The 18,468-nt window shown below is 45.8% G+C and carries 17 protein-coding genes and 2 pseudogenes; 11 read left to right on the forward strand and 8 right to left on the reverse strand.

Going from position 1 to position 18,468, the window contains the following annotated elements:
- Positions 1-156: 156 nt before the first annotated feature.
- Positions 157-627 (reverse strand): annotated as a pseudogene (locus tag H6F66_RS14600) (ATP-binding protein); the annotation flags it as partial.
- Positions 628-718: 91 nt separating this feature from the next.
- On the opposite strand from H6F66_RS14600, the gene H6F66_RS28925 reads away from it, so the two are divergent.
- Positions 719-850: a hypothetical protein gene (locus H6F66_RS28925; RefSeq protein WP_277873968.1), complete on the forward strand. Its 132-nt coding sequence runs from the start codon at positions 719-721 to the stop codon at positions 848-850.
- A gap of 13 nt (positions 851-863) precedes the next feature.
- On the opposite strand, the gene H6F66_RS14605 is transcribed toward H6F66_RS28925, so the two are convergent.
- Positions 864-1,736, reverse strand: coding sequence for a DUF4142 domain-containing protein (locus H6F66_RS14605; RefSeq protein ID WP_199295497.1), 873 nt, complete (start codon positions 1,734-1,736; stop codon positions 864-866).
- A gap of 430 nt (positions 1,737-2,166) precedes the next feature.
- Between H6F66_RS14605 and H6F66_RS14610 the strand changes: the two genes are divergently transcribed.
- Positions 2,167-4,191 (forward strand): FAD-dependent oxidoreductase, encoded by a 2,025-nt coding sequence (locus H6F66_RS14610; RefSeq protein ID WP_190422487.1) that lies wholly within the window; start codon positions 2,167-2,169, stop codon positions 4,189-4,191.
- 174 nt (positions 4,192-4,365) lie between these two features.
- Here H6F66_RS14610 and H6F66_RS14615 read toward each other — a convergent pair whose 3' ends face one another.
- Both H6F66_RS14615 and H6F66_RS14620 read right to left on the reverse strand, forming a co-directional pair.
- A complete protein-coding gene (locus tag H6F66_RS14615) occupies positions 4,366-4,911 on the reverse strand; it encodes an isochorismatase family cysteine hydrolase (protein ID WP_190422489.1) in 546 nt (181 codons plus the stop codon).
- Between the two features lie 207 nt (positions 4,912-5,118).
- Positions 5,119-6,126 carry a hypothetical protein gene (locus tag H6F66_RS14620; protein ID WP_190422491.1) on the reverse strand — a complete coding sequence of 336 codons (1,008 nt, stop codon included), beginning with the start codon at positions 6,124-6,126 and terminating at the stop codon, positions 5,119-5,121.
- An 80-nt stretch (positions 6,127-6,206) separates the two neighbouring features.
- Here H6F66_RS14620 and H6F66_RS14625 point away from each other — a divergent pair, with 80 nt between their 5' ends.
- Positions 6,207-6,815: a hypothetical protein gene (locus H6F66_RS14625; protein WP_199295496.1), complete on the forward strand. Its 609-nt coding sequence runs from the start codon at positions 6,207-6,209 to the stop codon at positions 6,813-6,815.
- 177 nt (positions 6,816-6,992) lie between these two features.
- Positions 6,993-7,316 (forward strand): ATP-dependent Clp protease adapter ClpS, encoded by a 324-nt coding sequence (gene clpS, locus H6F66_RS14630; RefSeq protein ID WP_190422493.1) that lies wholly within the window; start codon positions 6,993-6,995, stop codon positions 7,314-7,316.
- Between the two features lie 48 nt (positions 7,317-7,364).
- Here clpS and H6F66_RS14635 read toward each other — a convergent pair whose 3' ends face one another.
- On the reverse strand, positions 7,365-8,645 hold the full coding sequence (locus H6F66_RS14635; RefSeq protein WP_190422495.1) for an acetylornithine/succinylornithine family transaminase: 1,281 nt from the start codon (positions 8,643-8,645) through the stop codon (positions 7,365-7,367).
- Positions 8,646-8,924: 279 nt separating this feature from the next.
- Here H6F66_RS14635 and H6F66_RS14640 point away from each other — a divergent pair, with 279 nt between their 5' ends.
- Positions 8,925-10,568, forward strand: coding sequence for a sodium:proton antiporter (locus tag H6F66_RS14640; RefSeq protein WP_242019344.1), 1,644 nt, complete (start codon positions 8,925-8,927; stop codon positions 10,566-10,568).
- Here the strand turns inward: H6F66_RS14640 and H6F66_RS14645 are convergent.
- A complete protein-coding gene (locus tag H6F66_RS14645) occupies positions 10,565-11,242 on the reverse strand; it encodes a TrkA family potassium uptake protein (RefSeq protein ID WP_190422497.1) in 678 nt (225 codons plus the stop codon). The two genes, H6F66_RS14640 and H6F66_RS14645, sit on opposite strands and share 4 nt — an antisense overlap.
- A 102-nt stretch (positions 11,243-11,344) precedes the next feature.
- Here H6F66_RS14645 and H6F66_RS14650 point away from each other — a divergent pair, with 102 nt between their 5' ends.
- Together H6F66_RS14650 and H6F66_RS29340 are read left to right on the forward strand one after the other, a co-directional pair.
- Positions 11,345-12,433 (forward strand): NAD-binding protein, encoded by a 1,089-nt coding sequence (locus tag H6F66_RS14650; RefSeq protein ID WP_190422499.1) that lies wholly within the window; start codon positions 11,345-11,347, stop codon positions 12,431-12,433.
- 34 nt (positions 12,434-12,467) lie between these two features.
- A pseudogene (locus H6F66_RS29340) lies at positions 12,468-12,596 on the forward strand (PD-(D/E)XK nuclease family transposase); the annotation flags it as partial.
- Positions 12,597-12,734: 138 nt separating this feature from the next.
- Here the strand turns inward: H6F66_RS29340 and H6F66_RS14660 are convergent.
- Together H6F66_RS14660 and H6F66_RS14665 are read right to left on the reverse strand one after the other, a co-directional pair.
- On the reverse strand, positions 12,735-13,301 hold the full coding sequence (locus H6F66_RS14660) for a retropepsin-like aspartic protease (protein ID WP_190422501.1): 567 nt from the start codon (positions 13,299-13,301) through the stop codon (positions 12,735-12,737).
- Positions 13,302-13,632: 331 nt separating this feature from the next.
- A complete protein-coding gene (locus tag H6F66_RS14665) occupies positions 13,633-13,839 on the reverse strand; it encodes a glycogen debranching protein (protein WP_190422503.1) in 207 nt (68 codons plus the stop codon).
- Between the two features lie 490 nt (positions 13,840-14,329).
- Here H6F66_RS14665 and H6F66_RS14670 point away from each other — a divergent pair, with 490 nt between their 5' ends.
- From H6F66_RS14670 to H6F66_RS14685, 4 genes are read left to right on the forward strand one after another with little or no spacing between them, the layout of a single operon-like run.
- On the forward strand, positions 14,330-15,328 hold the full coding sequence (locus tag H6F66_RS14670) for an ABC transporter substrate-binding protein (RefSeq protein ID WP_190422505.1): 999 nt from the start codon (positions 14,330-14,332) through the stop codon (positions 15,326-15,328).
- A 49-nt stretch (positions 15,329-15,377) separates the two neighbouring features.
- Positions 15,378-16,379: an ABC transporter substrate-binding protein gene (locus H6F66_RS14675; RefSeq protein WP_190422507.1), complete on the forward strand. Its 1,002-nt coding sequence runs from the start codon at positions 15,378-15,380 to the stop codon at positions 16,377-16,379.
- 51 nt (positions 16,380-16,430) lie between these two features.
- Positions 16,431-17,432: an ABC transporter substrate-binding protein gene (locus tag H6F66_RS14680; protein WP_190422509.1), complete on the forward strand. Its 1,002-nt coding sequence runs from the start codon at positions 16,431-16,433 to the stop codon at positions 17,430-17,432.
- A 34-nt stretch (positions 17,433-17,466) separates the two neighbouring features.
- The gene (locus tag H6F66_RS14685) at positions 17,467-18,468 is read left to right on the forward strand and encodes an aliphatic sulfonate ABC transporter substrate-binding protein (RefSeq protein WP_190422510.1); all 1,002 of its coding nucleotides are present in this window, start codon (positions 17,467-17,469) and stop codon (positions 18,466-18,468) included.

An 18,468-nucleotide genomic window follows, 5' to 3' on the forward strand; every position in this document is an offset into this window, starting at 1 on the left:
TTATGAGTTATTGCCAGAAACATCGGAGACTTTTATTTATCTGGCAATGATCCGTATCATGGTCAGGCGGTTGGCATAATATTTAACCCCTCACCACTTTTCAAACATCCTCTTAGAAATAAAAGGAATTTGTCCGCCTGCTTCTGCACTGGTATCCAAACTCACAGACTTTTCAACAGTTTCTTCGTTCTCTTGAGTAATTTCTTTGAACCAAGATTCAAAGTTGTTTAAGAGCTGAGCATTAAACTTCAAACCTAATTTGTATAGTTCATCAGCAACTTTTTTGATAATTACTAAATATAAATCCGTATACTCAGCATCAAGGATATCCAGTTCTGCATCCGCTTCTATATAAATAACTTTGTATTCAGATTGCCATCGATCCTGAATCCGTCTTAGCTCGGTACTTTTACCACAACCCCGATGTCCAGTAAACAAAATGGTACAAAATTCTGCGGCTTCAAGAAAGTCTAATCGAGTATTAACACTTTGAATTGCCTCTGTATTGCGAACTTGTGACAAGTCAACATAGTATCGCTCAATATCTGCACCAACCAGCGAACCAACATCACAGGCGCGAAACGCAGCTTTAAGAGTCGTAGCACGATTGAGAGGAAGTGAAGTCATCGAGTTAGCCTAATTGTAATAACTGAATAGAGCTATAAAAATTCATATAGCCAAATTCTAGGCGATTTGCTGTGCCATCTCAAACCCGATTGTGTCTTGCGGCAAAATCTACAAAAGCGATCAGCAAGTAGCGCTTGCATACATACGCTTCGCGATCGCTCCTTCCTCAAAATCTAGCAGAGAGCGATCGCACTCTCAAGAGGAAAATGCGATCGCTCTTTAGTTATTGCCCGATGCTACTGGTTCATCTGTGTCCCAGGAGTCGTCTGGGTTCCACGGTTCATCTGCGTCCCAGGAGTCGTCTGGGTTCCACGGTTCATCTGCGTCCCAGGAGTCGTCTGGGTTCCACGGTTCATCTGCGTCCCAGGAGTCATCTGCGTCCCAGGAGTCGTCTGGGTTCCACGGTTCATCTGCATACCCGGTCTTGCAGGGGTAGCATCGTTTCTTTCAGCAAATGTGTTGCGTGTCATCGTCGCCGCCATTTGCAAATGGCCCTGCACCCTTGGCAAAATCCTAGCAGCAAAAGCTCTCAGATCCGGATCTTGTCCCAGCAGCACTTGACGCTGGTACACAGCCTGACTTTCCATGTGACCGTTAAGCCCGCCCTCCATCATATAGGCTTTATCGAAATTCTCTCCAGACAACTGCTGAAGCTGCATCATTGCTGCTTCATACTTTGGCCCGGGAGTGGTTGGAGGAGTGACACCCTTCTGGGCGGCTAAGCTCATGAGTTCTTTATTTGCTTGCGTATGCTCGTTAATCATCTGTTGAGCAAACTGCTTTACCTCAGCGTTTGTTGACTTTCGCAACGCTAGTTGCCCAAGTTGTACTTCTGCTATTCCCCCGTGAGCAGCATCCATAACAAACTGCCTGTCTAAGGCGCTAAGTTGGTTGTTTCTTGGCGACATTCCAGGTGCTGGCGACATCGGCCGGTTTGGTGACATTCCAGGTGCTGGTGACATTCCAGGTGCTGGCGACATCCCAGGTGCTGGCGACATTCCAGGTGCTGGCGATGTGGGTCGGCTTGTTTGAGCTACGGCTGAGTAACCCAAAGACGCAAATAGTCCAGCTGCCACCAGAGCGGCAGTTGCTGTTGCCCGTCTAATCATTGTCAAAGTTCCTTACCTTTCTGAGTTTATATGTGTCCTAATACATTTATTAATCTGTCACCAGATTAATAATTTTAGGACGGTTTTAAAGCGCGATTTTTGTGATTTTTACCCAGACTAGGAGGAATATCTGAGCAGTCAACCATCTATTGTTAATGATGCTTTACTTTGGATAAATTCCCTCTTTCTTTAGGTATGTGTATTTACCAATTAAAGCTAAAACTTAATTCTAAAGAAACTATTAGACACCTAACTATAGATAGATGAAGGTTTATCAAAAAGCAAAATTAAAAAAACTTTAAAAGCAGTGCTTGGGCAATATCCAAGTCACAAAGAGGCTCTTGTGTAGCAAAAGCTTGCATTGAACAATTTGGGAGTGGTAGCGTCACAGAGCTAGTTAAATTTACGTAGAAGCTGCAATATAGCCCAAATGATTAAGCGATCGCTCCTTAGCCTCACTATAGGCTTAACTTTCCTAGAATCAGTCGTTCCAGTCGCCTTGGCCGCGCCACCCAGAAGCCCAGATCAAACTGTAGAATGTGAAATTTTGGTTGCGGGAGGCGGACTTTCCGGTGCCGCAACAGCATATGAAGCCTTGCTATCCGGGCGGACAGTTTGCTTAACTGAGATTACCGACTGGGTAGGCGGACAGATTTCCGCCCAAGGAACTTCGGCACTGGATGAACGCCCCACCCAGCGCCAGCAACTACTTTATTCTCGCGGTTACTTGGATTTGCGGCAGCGGATCAAGAGTAAATATGGAGAACTCAACCCAGGCGACTGTTGGGTAAGCGAATCCTGCTTTTTGCCCAAAGATGCTCATAACATACTCTTCAATCAGTTAAAAGATGCCGCCAGACGGGGTAAAGGCACGCTAAAATGGTTTCCCTCGACGGTGGTTAAGGAACTAGACATCAATCAAAGTGGGAAACTGATTCAAGGCGCGATCGCTATCCAGCATCGTCCCGTTAAAGGCGCACCACCGCTAAACACTTCACCCCTGTCTCAAACCATCGAAGATTCCTATCGCTACGAGAACTCCTCTCAGTTTGAAAAAAGTATTGTCCGCTTCGTACCCCAGCAGCGGAAAAAGCAAACCGGGGGAACAGCCCCTGATTGGTATGTAGTTGATGCAACGGAAACCGGGGAACTGATAGGCTTGGCGGACGTTCCCTATCGGCTAGGTATCGACCCCCGATCTTACCTAGAACCATCGTCCTCCAGCGAAACAGGCGATCGCTACTGCACCCAAGGCTTTACCTACACCTTTGCTATGGAGGCAACTAAAGAACCGCAAGCCCACACTCCGCCGCCGTTTTACCAACAATATGCGCCTTACTACAGCTATGAATTACAGCGATTGGCGGACTTTGGGCTTGTCTTTACTTATCGCCGCATTTGGAGTCCGAAAGAGGGACAACAAACCAAATTCGGGGGCATTACTTATAGCGCACCAACACCTGGCGACATCTCGATGCAGAACTGGACTTGGGGTAACGACTACCGCCCTGGAACTGCCGAAGATAACCTAATTTACAGCCGCGATCAATTGCAAGCTAGCGGACAGCTACAGCCCGGAGGGTGGATGGGAGGACTGCGGACAGAAACCCTCCGTAAAGGCGAAGAAAATGCCTTGGGATATTTCCATTGGTTGGTAGCCGGAACTACTGATTCTCAACTAGGGGCAAACGTCAAGCAGCCGCAACCCAATAATCGCTATTTGAGTGGGCTAGATTCCCCGATGGGAACAGCACATGGCTTGTCTAAGTACCCATATATGCGGGAAGGACGGCGGATTATTGGACGGCCTGGTTGGGGACATCCCCAAGGCTTTACCTTGTGGGAAATTGATATTTCTCGCCGCGACTACAACGAGGAATATTACCGCAACACTCTCTCACCACAAACCTATCGTAGTTTACGGGCAGCAATTGCAGGTTTTGAAGCAGCAAGTGCGATCGCAGGCACCAAGCCTCTAGATCAAATCATGCGGCGCAGTCGTTCCACGATTTACCCGGATTCTATCGGTATTGGTCACTATGCGATTGACTTCCATCCTTGCATGACTATGAGTCCCGCAGAAACTCCAGGCAACAAAGAACGTGAGGGCGAACGGCGGGGTGCAGGACAAGCGTATCCGTTCCAAATTCCACTCAGAGCATTAATTCCCCAAAAAATCGACAATATGTTAGTCGCTGGGAAAAGTATTGCTACCAGCCACATCGCCGCCGCCGCCTATCGGGTGCATTCCTTTGAATGGTCAGCTGGTGCAGCTGCGGGAACAACAGCCGCTTTTGCCTTGGAAAACGGAATAATGCCTTATCAGCTAGTAGATGAACTGCCTCGTCCGGAACCGCAATTAGAAGCGCTCAAACGTCGTTTGCAGAAAAATAGCAACCCAATTACTTTTCCAGATACCTCAATTTTTAACCAGAATTGGGAAGAGTGGAAGTAATATTTGCTAATGGCTAATGGTTAATGGCTAATGGCTAATGGCTAATTGTTTTTTATTAAAATAGCAATCCTATCTGAGGCATAAAATTCTTTCTTTTTCTTTTTAGAGTGCCTCGGCGGTTCGTTTTTTTACAAACCAATTAGGATTGCTATATTAGCAATTAGCAATTAGCAATTATTTTGCCGTTTCTACAGGCGCAGCCAACCACCCATCGCTGACACCAGCTTCCCGCAGCCGCATAGCACCGATATTGCGGCTGAGTACCGCTAACCCTGCCAAGTGAGCTTGCAAGCCTGCCGTACTAGCGCAGCAATCGGTTAGTATAATTGGTTCTACGCTGATGTCAAAAAGATCCATTGCAATTTTTAACACGCACATATCGGTATCGATACCGACGATGAAGATGCGCTTAATATCCTGCTTTGAGAGATAGTCTGCCAAAGAATCCGGCAGCCCGCATAGTCCCGACTTGGAAAAAATGAGGTCTTCTTCTGCAAAAGTTTCGAGTTCCGGGACAATGTTTGTGTCTGGTTCGTGGTTGCAGCCGTCCCAGTCGAGGAAGCGACTATATGGCCCATTTTCCGAGTTGATAAACCGAGTAAACAAAAGCGGTGTATAGTGCGATCGCGCGATCGCGCGGGCGATGCGTTGTGGGATGTGATGCGTGAATTCGTTGATGAAACCGGGTTGCACATCAACGACCAGTAATGGCTCGGACATTTAAATGGTCTTATATAAATTGAGGAGTCTATCTTTCATAATTAGAAGAGTTATTAAAGGAAATTTCTACCCCTCTAAAGTTATAAACCCACTTTTGTAGCCTAATTCTAGGTTAGGTTGAGGCAACCGAAACCAAACAAAGGCTCATTAATGATTGCTAGTGGCTAATTGAAGAATTACCATTAGCCATTAGCGATTAGCCATTAGCTACTTTTCAGACCAAATTGGCAATTGATTAATTTCTTCTAGGGTTAACTCCACATAGGTGATGTCATTTTCCTGGGCAATTTCTTGACCAAAATAGCCTTCTGGGCCATCGTGGGTGTGGGGGCCGCTGATACTAGCTGTATACTTGCCTCGCAGACGAGCTTGATTATATTCGCTGCCAACGTTCCACAGCCAGCGCGACGGGAAAATAATGCCGCCTATATCTTCAACCCAATCTCGACGGCCTCGCAGATGGTAGAAATGTTCGCTGGCACTAAAGCCAGTTCTGCCATTAAACACGCCACCAATCGAAACTATAATAATTTTTGCATCTAGCCACTTGTTAAGATAGCTAGCGGCACCCAAGGAAACTTCTACACCGCCACTCGTACCAGCGAGAATAATTTTAAAAGGTTTATTCTGAACCTGTGCGATAGGATACTTCGCATTCATCCGTTCGATGATGGCATCGGCAATCCCCTGATTATAAACCTCGCCATAACGAGGATCGGCTGAGATTGCGAATCGCCAGATATTGCGAATTTTGATCAGCACGTTTGCTATTCCAAACAAACCATCTGCCTTATTAGCAAAGTTCCATAGGGGCGCTAGCACTCGCTGACCTCCTAAACTTTTATTAGCTGCTGAGTAGGGGAAAACATCCCCTACGGCTACGCAGTTGGGATTAATTTTAACTATCCGGTCTAGAAACTCTTCTTCTCCGGGAGTTAATTCATTAGCAGAAAAATCTCCCACTCCTGAAAGATAAACAATGTAACAATTTATTTGGGAAGATTTAACAACAGAAGTTACCGCATTGTTAGGTGGCAGGGTATAGGGCTGGTTTTTCTTCAATCCTACAGTTTCAGCCCCTTGCCCTAGCCACCACATCAGTGTTCCCACAGGCGATATGATTCCCCAAATTAGGAGGATGAATCCCGCTAGGATCAATAACCTTAAGGTTCCACCCCGAAGCCATAGAAGTATCCGCCCAATTAGTTGCAGCATTCAAGAATGTCTAGTTACCTGATTTCATTATCATGCCGCAAAGGTTGAACTTTTTTTTGTAATCTGCTGTCTGAAACTGTATGCTATCAAGTTGTCAGCAATTGCGATCGCAGGGATTCAACGTGAGTGACCAGAAATCAAAAGGCAGTTTTGGAAAGACGCTTTGGAAGGCTCTCTCTTTGGATGCAAATTTTTATGAAAATGCTCCCAATAATCCAACAACGAATCGCATAGCCCGCACGATGGTGATTTTCGCCGCAGTGTCTCACGCTTTGGGCAGTGCAGTCATTTTATTAATTAATCGGGCATCGCTTCCTGTGCTAGTTGTTGCACTTTTGATAGATGGCATCAGCGTCATGGCAGGCTATTATTTTTGGACTCTAACTATCTCCAAGATCGGGGATTGGCTAAAGCCGAATCACGTAGCGTTTGGGGATTTGTTGATTCCGATTGGCTTTGCCTATGCTCCCCAAGTGCTGAACTTCTTAACGTTGATTCCTTTGCTGGGGCGGGGTATTGAGTTGGGGCTATCTGTCTGGAGTTTGCTGGCTGTTATTGTTGCAGTACGCCAAGGTTTAGATATTACTACGGTTTGGGCGGCGTCGATCTGTTTGGTGGGGTGGCCTCTGATTCAGATAGCGATTGGCTCTGTACAGGTACTTCAACAGGATTTAGTAGGGCGCTTTTAAGGGATTAAAAATTTAAAATGTCAGACAAGGGTGGTGCGGGACGTATTACCCGAAGCGTCGCCAGCTTAGAAGTTGGGGGAGGTTAGGCTTTGGTTTGCGGGATTTGTGTAATAAATCGTTAAAATGAGATAAATAGCTGTAAGTTAATTTTGTTAAAGTATTTTCGGAAACTGCCTTATGACTAGCAGACTTTCAGCGGTTGACGCGATCGCCTCTGCACCAATTCAAGCTCCTGAACGGTCTAGTCAAGTTGTCCGCAAACAATATCCCAATTACAAAGTCATCGTTTTGGACGATGATTTCAATACGTTTGAACACGTTCACGAGTGCTTGGTGAAGTATATTCCCCAGATGACGAGCGATCGCGCTTGGGAACACACCTACGAAGTCCACTTTGAAGGTCAAGCACTCGTTTGGGTTGGCCCCCAAGAGCAAGCAGAACTTTACCACGAGCAACTTTCTCGCGCTGGGTTAACTATGGCTCCTCTGGAAGCGGCGTGAAAAAGATAGCTAATGGCTAATAAACAATTAGCCATTAGCTATTAGCCTTTAGCCGTTAGTTATAATTGCCATTGCTTTTTCAACTGCTTGCAAGGCTTGGTCTATTTCTTGAGCTGATACAATTAGCGGCGGCACAAAGCGGATTACTTTGGGGCCTGCGGGGACGAGTAACACACCGTTAGCGATCGCTGCATTGACGACATCAGCACTCGTTAGCTGAGTTTCGGCATTTAATTCCATACCATTAATTAAACCCCAACCGCGCACTTCGCTAATTTGGTCGGGATATTTAGATGCGATCGCTTTCAACCCTGCTCTTAACTGTTCGCCGCGTTCCTGCACATTAGCCAGCAGATTTTCTTTCTCTAAGGTTTGACAAACAGTTAAAGCCACAGCACAAGCAAAAGGGTTTCCGCCAAAGGTGCTGGCATGATCTCCTGGCTGGAAGACATCACAGAACTTCTTGCACATTGTCGCACCAATCGGGATGCCACCGCCTAATCCCTTAGCAGAAGTGAAGATATCCGGCTCGATTCCCAGATTTTCATATCCCCAGAATTTGCCACTGCGACCCATCCCAACTTGCACTTCATCTAAAATCAGCAAGATGTCGTTGTCATCGCAGATTTTCCGCAATTCTTGGAAGTATTTGACATCACCGGGACGCACGCCACCTTCTCCCTGCAAGGCTTCCAGCATAATTGCGGTGACGTTTTGATCGCCTTCATCGAGGGTAGCGATCGCATTCTTGATCGCCCCAATATCGTTGTATGGCACGTAGAAAAATCCCGGCATCAACGGGGCAAAATTTTTCTGATACTTCGGTTGACCTGTGGCGGTAATCGTCGCCAACGTGCGCCCGTGGAAGCTGGCGTGAGCAGTCAAAATAATCGGCTTTTGTATCCCTTTGACCGTGTGGGCGTATTTCCGAGCCAGTTTAATCGCCCCCTCGTTTGCCTCAGCACCGGAATTGCAGAAAAACACCCGATCCGCGCAGGAATGCTCGATCAACCATTTTGCCAATTCCCCTTGCACCGGGATGTAATACAAGTTAGAGACATGGTGCAGAGTCTGAATTTGCCGAGTTACTGTTTCCACCAAGGCTGGGTGAGCGTGTCCGAGGGTACAAGTGGCAATCCCGGCAACAAAGTCCAGGTACTCGCGTCCCTCGGTATCCCAAAGACGGCAACCCGCACCCCGTTCTAAAGCTAGAGGATAGCGCCCGTAGGTACTCATCACGGAGGTGTCAAAGCCTTCTGGGTCATACGGAACAGACACACCTGACTCTGCCGGAATTGAGGGATTTTCAACCAGAGTTTCTAGACTCACTGCTTACTCCTAAAATTTTTTATCCTTATTTGGCAATCTTAAAGGGAATTTTCAAAAAGTTGTGTTTAAAGAGAACTATAAACGCTGAGAAAACAGAAAAAGGCTTACTTGCGAAAGGTTAGCTGAGACGGTTAACATCGTCCACGCGACTCCGGGTTGAGTCTACGATTGACCGTGAGCATTGCACTTTATCCAATTTGCTCCCCGACAAGGGTGATTTTGGGGAAGTACAAGCTGCGATCGCTGGTCACTTTTGTTTGTACCAATCAGCTAAATTAGATGATGCCTCTATTATCCTTAGCGGAACCCGCCGTCTGGTGCTTTCCGCAGCGGTTTATTCTCGCTAATCTTAACGAAACAAACCAACAGCCTCAAGCAAACATTGCAGAGTTAGTCCCGATTCTGATTATTCTCCTGCTAATTGCCACAGGTGTTGCCCTGGTGACGCAACGGCTTCGTGTTCCCTACGTCACGGGTTTAGTGTTGGCAGGTTTGCCGATTACCGAGCTATTTTCTCGTCGCATTGGACTAGATCCTTCTCTGGTTTTGAATCTTTTCCTGCCAATCCTCATCTTTGAAGCTGGCATCAATACAGATGTTAGCCGTCTCCGAAGCACGTTTAAACCAATTGCCCTCTTAGCTGGCCCAGGGGCTATACTTTCCTCTGGGATTATTGCCGTTCTGTTGAAATTTGGACTGGGGCTAGCTTGGATCCCGGCGCTACTGATTGGAGTCATTCTCGCAAACACTGATACGGTTTCAATGATTGCCGTTTTTAAGGAGATACCTGTACCCTCCCGGCTTTCCACGATCGTTGAAGGAGAAACCCTATTCAATGATGCTGCCGCCCTAGTTTCATTTAACCTGATTCTGACAGTGTATTCGACAGGTTCGCTCACGATATTAGAAGGAATCCAACAACTGTTATTTGTTGCCGTGGGAGGCAGTATCGTCGGCTTAGTCTTGGGCTACTTAAGCATACCTGTATTTATTCGTTTACACGATCCGCTTAGCAGTCTCTTACTGACAGTTGCAGTTGCATTAGGAACCTTTCAGATTGGGCAATCTTTGGGGGTATCTGGTGCTGTGGCTGTGGTTGTGGCTGGATTAATTTTCGGGAACATTGGGCTTTCTCGCAGCACGTCTGCTTCCGAACGAATTGCGTTGTTGAGTTTCTGGGACTATGCCAGTTTTGCGGTCAATACTTTTATTTTTCTGCTGATTGGTGTAGAAATAAACCCAGTGACCTTCTGGAGGACTTTGCCAGCAGTTTTGCTCGCAGTTTTGGCTTACCAAATTGCGCGAGTTCTCACTGTCTATCCTCTGTTGGCTGGGGTACGTTTGTTTGACCGTCCGATTCCATTGCGTTGGCAGCACGTCCTGTTTTTAGGTAACATCAAAGGCTCTCTTTCAATGGCTCTTGCCCTCAGTTTACCTACAACGCTACCGGGGCGAGAGCAGTTGATAGCCTTAGTGTTTGGTGCAGTGCTGATATCTCTGGTTGGGCAGGGGGTAAGTTTACCTTGGTTTGTACGACGTTTGCAGCTATCCCATTTCTCAGATTCCCGCCAGCAGGTTGAGGAATTGCAAGCTCAGTTGATTGCTTCTAAGGCGGCTCAAGATGAACTGGATAGTCTATTGAAAAAAGGGGTTTTGCCAAAAAGTGTTTACGAAGAAATCCGAGCCGCATATCAGGTGCGAGTGGCAGGGGCAGAAAAAGCGCTGCGGAATCTTTATAATCGTCGTCCGGGACAATTAGTTGAAGGCGATCGCTCAAAACTTGACGCGATTAGACGACGATTGCTATTGGCAGAAAAAGGAGCGTTGAATGAGGCAATTCGGCAGCGAATTCTCTCTGAGGGAATCGTGCAAGGGCGGATAAAAACGATTGATGAACAACTGATGAAACTAGAAGATGATTAGGTACAACCGTTGATAAAATCGATGGCTTGATGTAATGACCCTGGCTTCGTCACCATTAATATCGTCGCTCCCGGTTCTAACACTGTACTGCCGTTGGGAATCTCTAAATCCATGTGGGGATGGGATTGATAACCAATAATTAAAGAGCCTGTAGGAAATTGGGGTTCTTGAGCGATTTCAGCAACGGTAAGACCGACAACATAGCACTTTTCTGGAATCGAGAGTTTTAAAACTTCTATTTGACCTTGCTCAAAGTGCATCATGGATTCTACTTGCGGATACTCAATGGCATTCACCATTGTGGAAACTCCCAAATCGACGGTACTGATGATATGAGAAGCTCCGACAATGCGTAGGGGTTCGGCAAAATCACGGTGGCGCATTCGGCTCACAATATGGGAAACGCCGTAGTGTTTAGCAAGCGTGACCATTGCGAGATTTAAGGCATCATGACGGAGAACGGCTGCGACGGCATCAGCTTTGTGAATCCCGGCTTCTAATAGCACTTCGGTACTGACAGCACTGCCTTCAAAAGCCATTGCGCCGACTTCTTCGCGGGCATAACGGCAGGCACTCGGATCGATATCAATTACGGCGACGGTATGTCCCAGTTCTACCAACCGTTCCGCCAAATCCAACCCAACAAGTCCGGCTCCGCCAATGAGTACGTACATAGTTGATCTCTAAGAATGTTGACTTTATGTTTCACTTTACAAGTTGGGAACAGTTATCCTGCGATGGAATGCTCATTTTTTTTTACCCCTATTTTGACCTAAGTGAGTACAAGCACTGTACGCGATTCTCGGACAGCACTTGAACAAAAATATCGACGTATCCGCCAAGAGCTAATTGGCGGGACGATCGCTCTCGGCGGTGTAGCCCTCGGCGGTACTCTCTGGTATAAGCTGGTTGAGGGCTGGTCGTGGTCAGACGCGGCTTATATGACTGTGATCACCTTGGCAACTGTGGGGTATGGGGAAACTAATCCTTTAGGCGATCGCGGTCGGCTGTTTACCATTACCCTGATTTTGATGGGTGTGGTCAGCATTGGTTATATCGTCAATCGGTTTACAGAAGCCCTGATCCAAGGCTACTTTCAAGAAGGAATACTACTGAGGCAACGGAGGCGTTTGGTGGATTCCTTAAATGAACATTACATCCTTTGCGGATTTGGTCGCACCGGGCGGCACATTGCTGTAGAATTTGCTGCCGAGGGCATCCCGTTTGTGATTATTGACTCTCAGTCAGAGCAAGTAGAGGAGTCGCAGGGGCTGGGTTATATTGCCGTACAGGGTGATGCTACTCTGGATGATACTCTGCATCGGGTAGGAATTGACCGGGCGATTTGTTTAGTGGCGGCGTTACCTTCAGATGCGGAAAATCTTTATACGGTACTTTCGGCAAAAACGCTGAATCCGCAAATTCGCGCGATCGCGCGTGCTAGTACGGAAGAAGCTGTACAAAAGTTGCAACGCGCTGGGGCTGATGCTGTTGTTTCTCCTTATATTACTGGCGGTAGACGCATGGCTGCTGCTGCCCTTAGACCCCAGGTGATGGATTTTGTGGATGGGATTCTCACAGGGACAGATCGGGCTTTTTATATGGAAGAGTTTCTGATCGATCCCCAAAGTTGTCCAGTTGTCGGGCAATCTTTAAGGGAAGCGAGGTTGCGATCGCAATCTGGTGCTTTAGTTCTCGCGATTCGTCGCGCTGATGGCACTCTTATTGGCGGCCCCACTGGTGAAACTCAATTAATGCCTAAAGATTTACTAATTTGCATGGGTACGGCTGAACAATTACGAATGCTCAGTCAAATTCTTATTCCCATCAGTTCCCGCAAGTTCCGTCCACCTAAACACACTTAAAATTAAGCTTATGGTCAATTACTAATTACCAATTATGGCCTTCATTAATCCTAAAACTGATTATGCTTTCAAGAAAATCTTTGGTTCTCCGCAAAGTAAGGAGCTTCTAATCAGTTTCTTAAATACTTTCTTCTATGATGCTCAACCTGTCATCAAAGATTTATAAATCATCCATCCTTATCAATTTCCCCGCGTTTCTGGCTTAAAAGCGCAATAGTAAACAAAATCTTTTTTCAATTTTGGGCTAATACAAGGTAAAAGGTAAAAAGAAGGACTTTTGTACCTTTTACCTTTTACCTTTTTACCGCCGCCGTTCTCTAAACACAATCATGTTTTGCCGCATCGTCACGTTATAACCGCTGAAAAAGTTTTGTCCTAAAAGTGGCGCTCCGGCTACTAAAACTGTAAAATCTTCTATTACAGCACCGCCTACGTCAATAGAAGATACACGTCCTACTGGTACTTCAATAGTCTCACCATTAGCTACTTTTACTCGTGTTGTACCAGTCTTGCGAAACCCTATTTGATTTGCCATCTGTGGGGTAATTATTGTTACACTTGCCCCAGTATCTACCATCATTGGGAATCTACGCCTGTTGTTAAAAGTAACTTCAACTACGGGTATTCCCGACTGCCGTCCTATAATTGGAACTTCAAATATCTGTTGGTTCCTTCTTTGTTCCAAACGCTCTCTTCTTTGAGCCAATTGGTTTGTGCTTGCGGGACGTTCATTTAGAGATGAGTCTAAAGCAGCTGCTAAAACTTTTTCAGAGGTGTCCCCATAACTGTTATAGGCAACAGTGGTAAATGCTAGTGTGCCAGATAGTAAAAGGAGTGTGGCACCAAATCGAGAATGTTTTTGGATCATGGTGTGTAATAGATGCGCTTAAGAGCGTCAAAAAGTGAGTTTTACAAAGCTAAATTTTACACTACGCTGAACTTGCAATTCGCGTAAGCAACAACTGTTTGGCTTTACTGAAGTTATGGTAAAAACAGTAACAAAAAATACCTAACTTCTCAGGAGCGGCATGACATCAGTAATCACTTTTGTTGATCGCCACAAAGTCAGAAGAGCCAAATTTATCTACAACTGAAGTTGCAGTTTTCCAGATTAATTGGCAAATAAATTTGCCAAACTCCAGATGATCCGACGCACACCCCTGACGAAAGAGCTAATCAACAAGAGCTTTCATCGATTATTAATCTAGCTTTAGGGCGTTAACTGGCACTTCGTCCCAAGAATCAACTGTCCGCAATCTAGCAATCCAACCTGCACATTTTTGAACTTCAGTCAAGTTCTGTTTATAGGAATCATGACAATCTTTTGCCTGCTCCTCATTACAACAGGCAATGCAAGCATGGATCATACCAGACGGATCGATTTGTTCATTTACCCAAATGGTCATTAGGCCATTCCTCCTGAATTTTAAATGGATGGACTGGTTAAGTAGAGTTATTTGTTCAACTCAAGAAAAATCGGTTACCTCAAGGGCTGCACTCGCGCTTGTTCGAGGGATTTTATATTGATTTGTGGTTAATCTACTTATACCAAGTCGCGTTATCTCATACACCAGACCGTAATCGCAAGGCAAAGGTGTTTTGCAATTGTGGATTCACTTGTGTAACTGATTGACCTGCATTGATACCAATACCATTAACCACAGATATACAATACCACCGTTAAATCTTAGACAAAATTGGGAATTCTAAGAAAGGAACCGGAGGCGGTAGCCTTCTTAGCGCATCACTCAACTCTTGGCTCAAGGGAGGGAAGCGTTACCAAGCGTTCTGGACAGCGATCCATCCCCAAGACAAGCGCAGGAGTGAAGAATCGCCATCCTATTAGGTTAACTGCGAAAGGCAGTAGGACTCTAGTTCAGTCACAAATTTAATTTCATGAAATCTCGACTTCTCCGCTTTGCGTCCCTTTTCTTACTAAGCCTGGTACTCGTCACAGCTTGCAATGGTACGACAATCGTAACTTCCCGCCCAGAACAGCCGCCCTTGGAAGTCGGCTACAATCTGTGGCCTGGGCTTTTTCCGATAGCGATTGCTCAAGAAAAAGAATTCTTCACGGCTCAAGGGGTAAAAGTCAAACCCGTCTATATCCAAAACTTTCTAGAATCGGTGTCTGAGTTCACTGCTGGACAATATGATGGCGTCGCCATCACAGTAGGTAGCTTGATGAGCATTATTGGGAAAAACCCAGATGTGCAGATTGCGATGGCAACTGACGAATCGTCTGGTTCTGACTCAATTGTAGTTCGCCCGGATGTTAAAAGTGTCGCTGACTTGAAGGGTAAGCGCCTCGGCGTCAGGTTAGGCGATGGAGAATTATTTGTGAGCCAAATGCTCCAGAAACATGGTTTGACTACCGATGATGTGACGCTAGTCAACGTAGAAGGAGAAGCGGTTCCAGCACGTTTTAAGAGCGGTGATATTCAAGCAGGACATACTTGGGAACCATACCTATCGGAAGTAACTAAATCTGGAGGGCGAGTCTTATTCACCAGTAAGGATACACCCGGTTTAATTTCGACTGTAATCGTGTTTCGCACCTCGGTAGTACGCGATCGCCCACAAGACATTCAAGCTTTTATTCGCGCTTGGTTTCAAGCTCAAGATTACTGGAAGGCAAATCCCGAAGAAAGTAAAGCACTGATTGCGAAAACGCTCTCTATCAAACCTGAAGAAGTTTCCACTGAGGGTGTTAAGTTGTACACCTTAAAAGACAACTTAAAAGCATTTACTCCCGGTTCTACAACCGAGTCGTTGTACCATACCGCCAAATTGTACTCCGACTTCTATATTCGCACCGGAGGGCTAAGCACTGCCCCAGATATTCAAAAACTGATTAATCCTTCTTTTGTGCAGCCGTTGCAGGCAGGAAGCTGACAAAAAAATAGCATTATTCCATGCAATTAAACATCAAAATTCATTTAATATGAAATCTCGATTTTTCCGTTTTGTGTCTCTTTTACTGCTCAGCATTGTGCTGGTTACAGCCTGCAATGGCAGAACCTCTATAACCTCTAAACCTGAGCTTCCACCACTGCGAATTGCCTACAATCTGTGGCCTGGGTATTTTCCGATGGAAATAGCTTCAGAACAAGGATTTTTCGCAAAACAGGGGGTGGAAGTTGAACCTGTGTATTCAGAAAACTATTTAGGGGTTGTTTCTGATTTTAGTGCAGGTAAATATGATGGCATCATCGTAACATTGGGTGGTGTGATGAGCATCATTGGGAAAAACCCAGATATCCACATTGTCTTGGAAACCGATCAATCGGCTGGTGCTGACACTGTAGTGGTGCAGCGGGATATTAAAAGTATCGCTGACTTAAAGGGCAAGCGGCTTGGCGTAAAGTTAGGCGACTACGGGGAATTGTTTGTTGTCAAAATGCTGGAGAGCAATGGTCTTACTACCGATGACGTGACCCTAGTTGATATAGAAGGAGAAGCAATTCCAGCTCGCATAAAAAGCGGTAATATTCAAGCCGGACAAACTTGGTATCCCTACACATTAGAGGCAGTGAAAGCGGGAGCAAAGGTACTATTTACCAGTAAGCAAACCCCTGGTTTGATTCCGAATGTCATTGTGTTTCGCAGCAATGTAATACGCGATCGCCCTGCACAGATAAAAGCATTTGTCCGAGCTTGGTTCCAAGCCCAAGACTACTGGAAAGCCAACCCAGAAGCAAGCAAATCACTGATTGCTAAGCGGCTGAAGATTCAACCGGAGACTGTTTCAACCGATAACATTCATCTGTCCACTTTGCCAGACAATTTAAAGGCGTTTACTCCCGGCTTTACAGAAAAGTCGCTGTACCATACCACTAAATTGTACGCCGATTTCTCGATTCGGACAGGAGGACTAAGCGCTGCGCCGGATGTTCAAAAACTGATTGTTCCTTCTTTTGTGCAGCAGGTGCAATCGGGAAGTTGACACAAGAGCCAATATGATTGCATTTACTCACACGCATCAAAGCAGGTCTGTATGAAATCTCGATTTCTTCGTTTTGTATCTTTTTTTCTGTTGAGCATTTTACTTATTACAGCTTGCAATGGCACGACAACAGTGACTTCTCGCCCAGAACAACCGCCCCTGAGAGTTACCTATAATCTTTGGTCTGGAAATTTTCCGATAGCGATCGCTCACGAAAAAGGTTTCTTCCAACAGCAAGGGGTGAAAGTCGAACCCGTGTATATAGAAAACTATCTACAATCAGTATCTGCCTTCAGCGCTGGCAAATCTGACGCGATCGCTACCTCAATGGGTAGCATCATGAACATTTTTGGGAAAAACCCAGACGTGCAGATTATTCTGGCAACGGATCAATCGGCTGGCGCGGACGTTTTGGTGGTGCAAAGCGATATTAAAAGCATGAACGACTTAAAGGGCAAGCAAATCGGCACTAAATTAGGGGATTTTGGAGAATTATTTGTCACCACCTTGCTGGAGAAAAATCGCCTCACCACTGATGATGTGACCCTAGTCAATGTAGAACCGGAATCGGTTCCAGCGCGTTTAGAAAGCGGTGATATTCAAGCTGGAAATACGTGGGAACCATACACATCGCAAGCGGTTAAAGCCGGAGCGCAGGTGCTAGTTAGCACTAAGCAAACCCCTGGATTGCTTCCAAATGTCATCGCGTTTCGTACTTCGGTATTACGCGATCGCCCAAAAGACATTCAAGCATTTATTCGCGCTTGGTTTCAAGCTCAAGACTACTGGAAGGCGAATCCAGAGGAAAGCAAGACACTCATTGCGAAAACGCTATCCATCAAACCTGAAGAAGTTTCCACCAATGGAGTCCAGTTGTCAACTTTACAAGACAACTTAAAAGCTTTTACTTCCGGCACCACAGAAGAGTCGTTGTACTATACAGCCAAATTGTACGCCGATTTCTATACTCGCACAGGAGGGCTAAACACTGCGCCGGACATTCAAAAACTGATCGATCCGTCCTTTGTGCAGCAGTTGCAGCCAGGAAGTTGACCGCTTTGAGTCACACACATCAACAGGTTTTAGCATGAAATTTCGATTGCTACGCTTTGTATCTCTTTTATTACTCAGCATTGTGCTAATTACCGCCTGCAATAGCACGACAACCGTAACTTCCCGCCCACAGCCTTTGCCTCTTAGGGTCGGATATAGTCTCTGGGCTGGACACTTTCCGATGGCGATCGCCCAAGAAAAAGGGTTCTTCCAAGCGCAGGGTGTTAAAGTCGAACCCGTTTATTCAGAAAACTTTCTTGTACCCCTGTCAAACTTCAGTGCGAATAAAAATGATGGGGTTGCTGTGCCATTAGGTAGCGTTATGAGTAAGCTTGGGCAAAACCCAGATGCAAAAATTGTTTTAGTCACTGACCAATCAGCTGGTGCTGACGCATTGCTAGTTCAGCGCGATATAAAAAGCGTGGCTGATTTGAAAGGAAAGCGAATCGGCACTAAGTTAGGTGATTTTGGAGAACTGTTTGTCACCAAGATACTAGAAACTAAAGGTCTTTCTACTCAAGATGTCAGCTTAGTCAATATAGAAGCGGAAGCAATTCCAGCTTTCTTAAAAAGTGGTGAAATTCAAGCGGGGCAAACCTGGGAACCGTATCTGTCTCAAGCAGTCAAATCTGGGGCTAAAGTGCTATTCACCAGTAAGCAGACTCCTGGGCTGATTCCAGATGTCATCGTGTTTCATGGCAATGTGGTACGCGATCGCCCTCAAGATGTGAAGGCATTTATTCGCGCTTGGTTCCAAGCCCAAGACTACTGGAAAGCCAATCCAGAAGAAAGCAAAACAATAATTGCCAAAACCCTCAATATTAAACCTGAAACCATTTCAACAGATGGCATTAAGTTGTCCAGCTTGCAAGACAACTTAAAGGCATTTACTCCAGGTTCGACAACCCAGTCGCTGTATCATACAGCCAAATTGTACGCTGACTTCTATACTCGTACCGGAGGGCTAAGCGCTGCGCCGGATATTCAAAAACTAATCGATTCGTCCTTTGTGCAGCAGTTACAAAAGGTAAATTGA

The sequence above is a fragment of the Trichocoleus sp. FACHB-6 genome (assembly GCF_014695815.1).
GTDB lineage: Bacteria > Cyanobacteriota > Cyanobacteriia > Cyanobacteriales > FACHB-T130 > Funiculus > Funiculus sociatus.

Coding starts and splice junctions, on each gene's coding strand:
- clpS (WP_190422493.1), top strand. CDS start 6,993: ATGACTAGCAGACTTTCAGCGGTTGACGCGATCGCCTCTGCACCAATT.
- H6F66_RS14685 (WP_190422510.1), top strand. CDS start 17,467: ATGAAATTTCGATTGCTACGCTTTGTATCTCTTTTATTACTCAGCATT.
- H6F66_RS14645 (WP_190422497.1), bottom strand. CDS start 11,242: ATGTACGTACTCATTGGCGGAGCCGGACTTGTTGGGTTGGATTTGGCG.
- H6F66_RS14670 (WP_190422505.1), top strand. CDS start 14,330: ATGAAATCTCGACTTCTCCGCTTTGCGTCCCTTTTCTTACTAAGCCTG.
- H6F66_RS14605 (WP_199295497.1), bottom strand. CDS start 1,736: ATGATTAGACGGGCAACAGCAACTGCCGCTCTGGTGGCAGCTGGACTA.
- H6F66_RS14615 (WP_190422489.1), bottom strand. CDS start 4,911: ATGTCCGAGCCATTACTGGTCGTTGATGTGCAACCCGGTTTCATCAAC.
- H6F66_RS14665 (WP_190422503.1), bottom strand. CDS start 13,839: ATGACCATTTGGGTAAATGAACAAATCGATCCGTCTGGTATGATCCAT.
- H6F66_RS14680 (WP_190422509.1), top strand. CDS start 16,431: ATGAAATCTCGATTTCTTCGTTTTGTATCTTTTTTTCTGTTGAGCATT.
- H6F66_RS14675 (WP_190422507.1), top strand. CDS start 15,378: ATGAAATCTCGATTTTTCCGTTTTGTGTCTCTTTTACTGCTCAGCATT.
- H6F66_RS14640 (WP_242019344.1), top strand. CDS start 8,925: ATGATGCCTCTATTATCCTTAGCGGAACCCGCCGTCTGGTGCTTTCCG.
- H6F66_RS14660 (WP_190422501.1), bottom strand. CDS start 13,301: ATGATCCAAAAACATTCTCGATTTGGTGCCACACTCCTTTTACTATCT.
- H6F66_RS14625 (WP_199295496.1), top strand. CDS start 6,207: ATGCTATCAAGTTGTCAGCAATTGCGATCGCAGGGATTCAACGTGAGT.
- H6F66_RS14620 (WP_190422491.1), bottom strand. CDS start 6,126: ATGCTGCAACTAATTGGGCGGATACTTCTATGGCTTCGGGGTGGAACC.
- H6F66_RS14610 (WP_190422487.1), top strand. CDS start 2,167: ATGATTAAGCGATCGCTCCTTAGCCTCACTATAGGCTTAACTTTCCTA.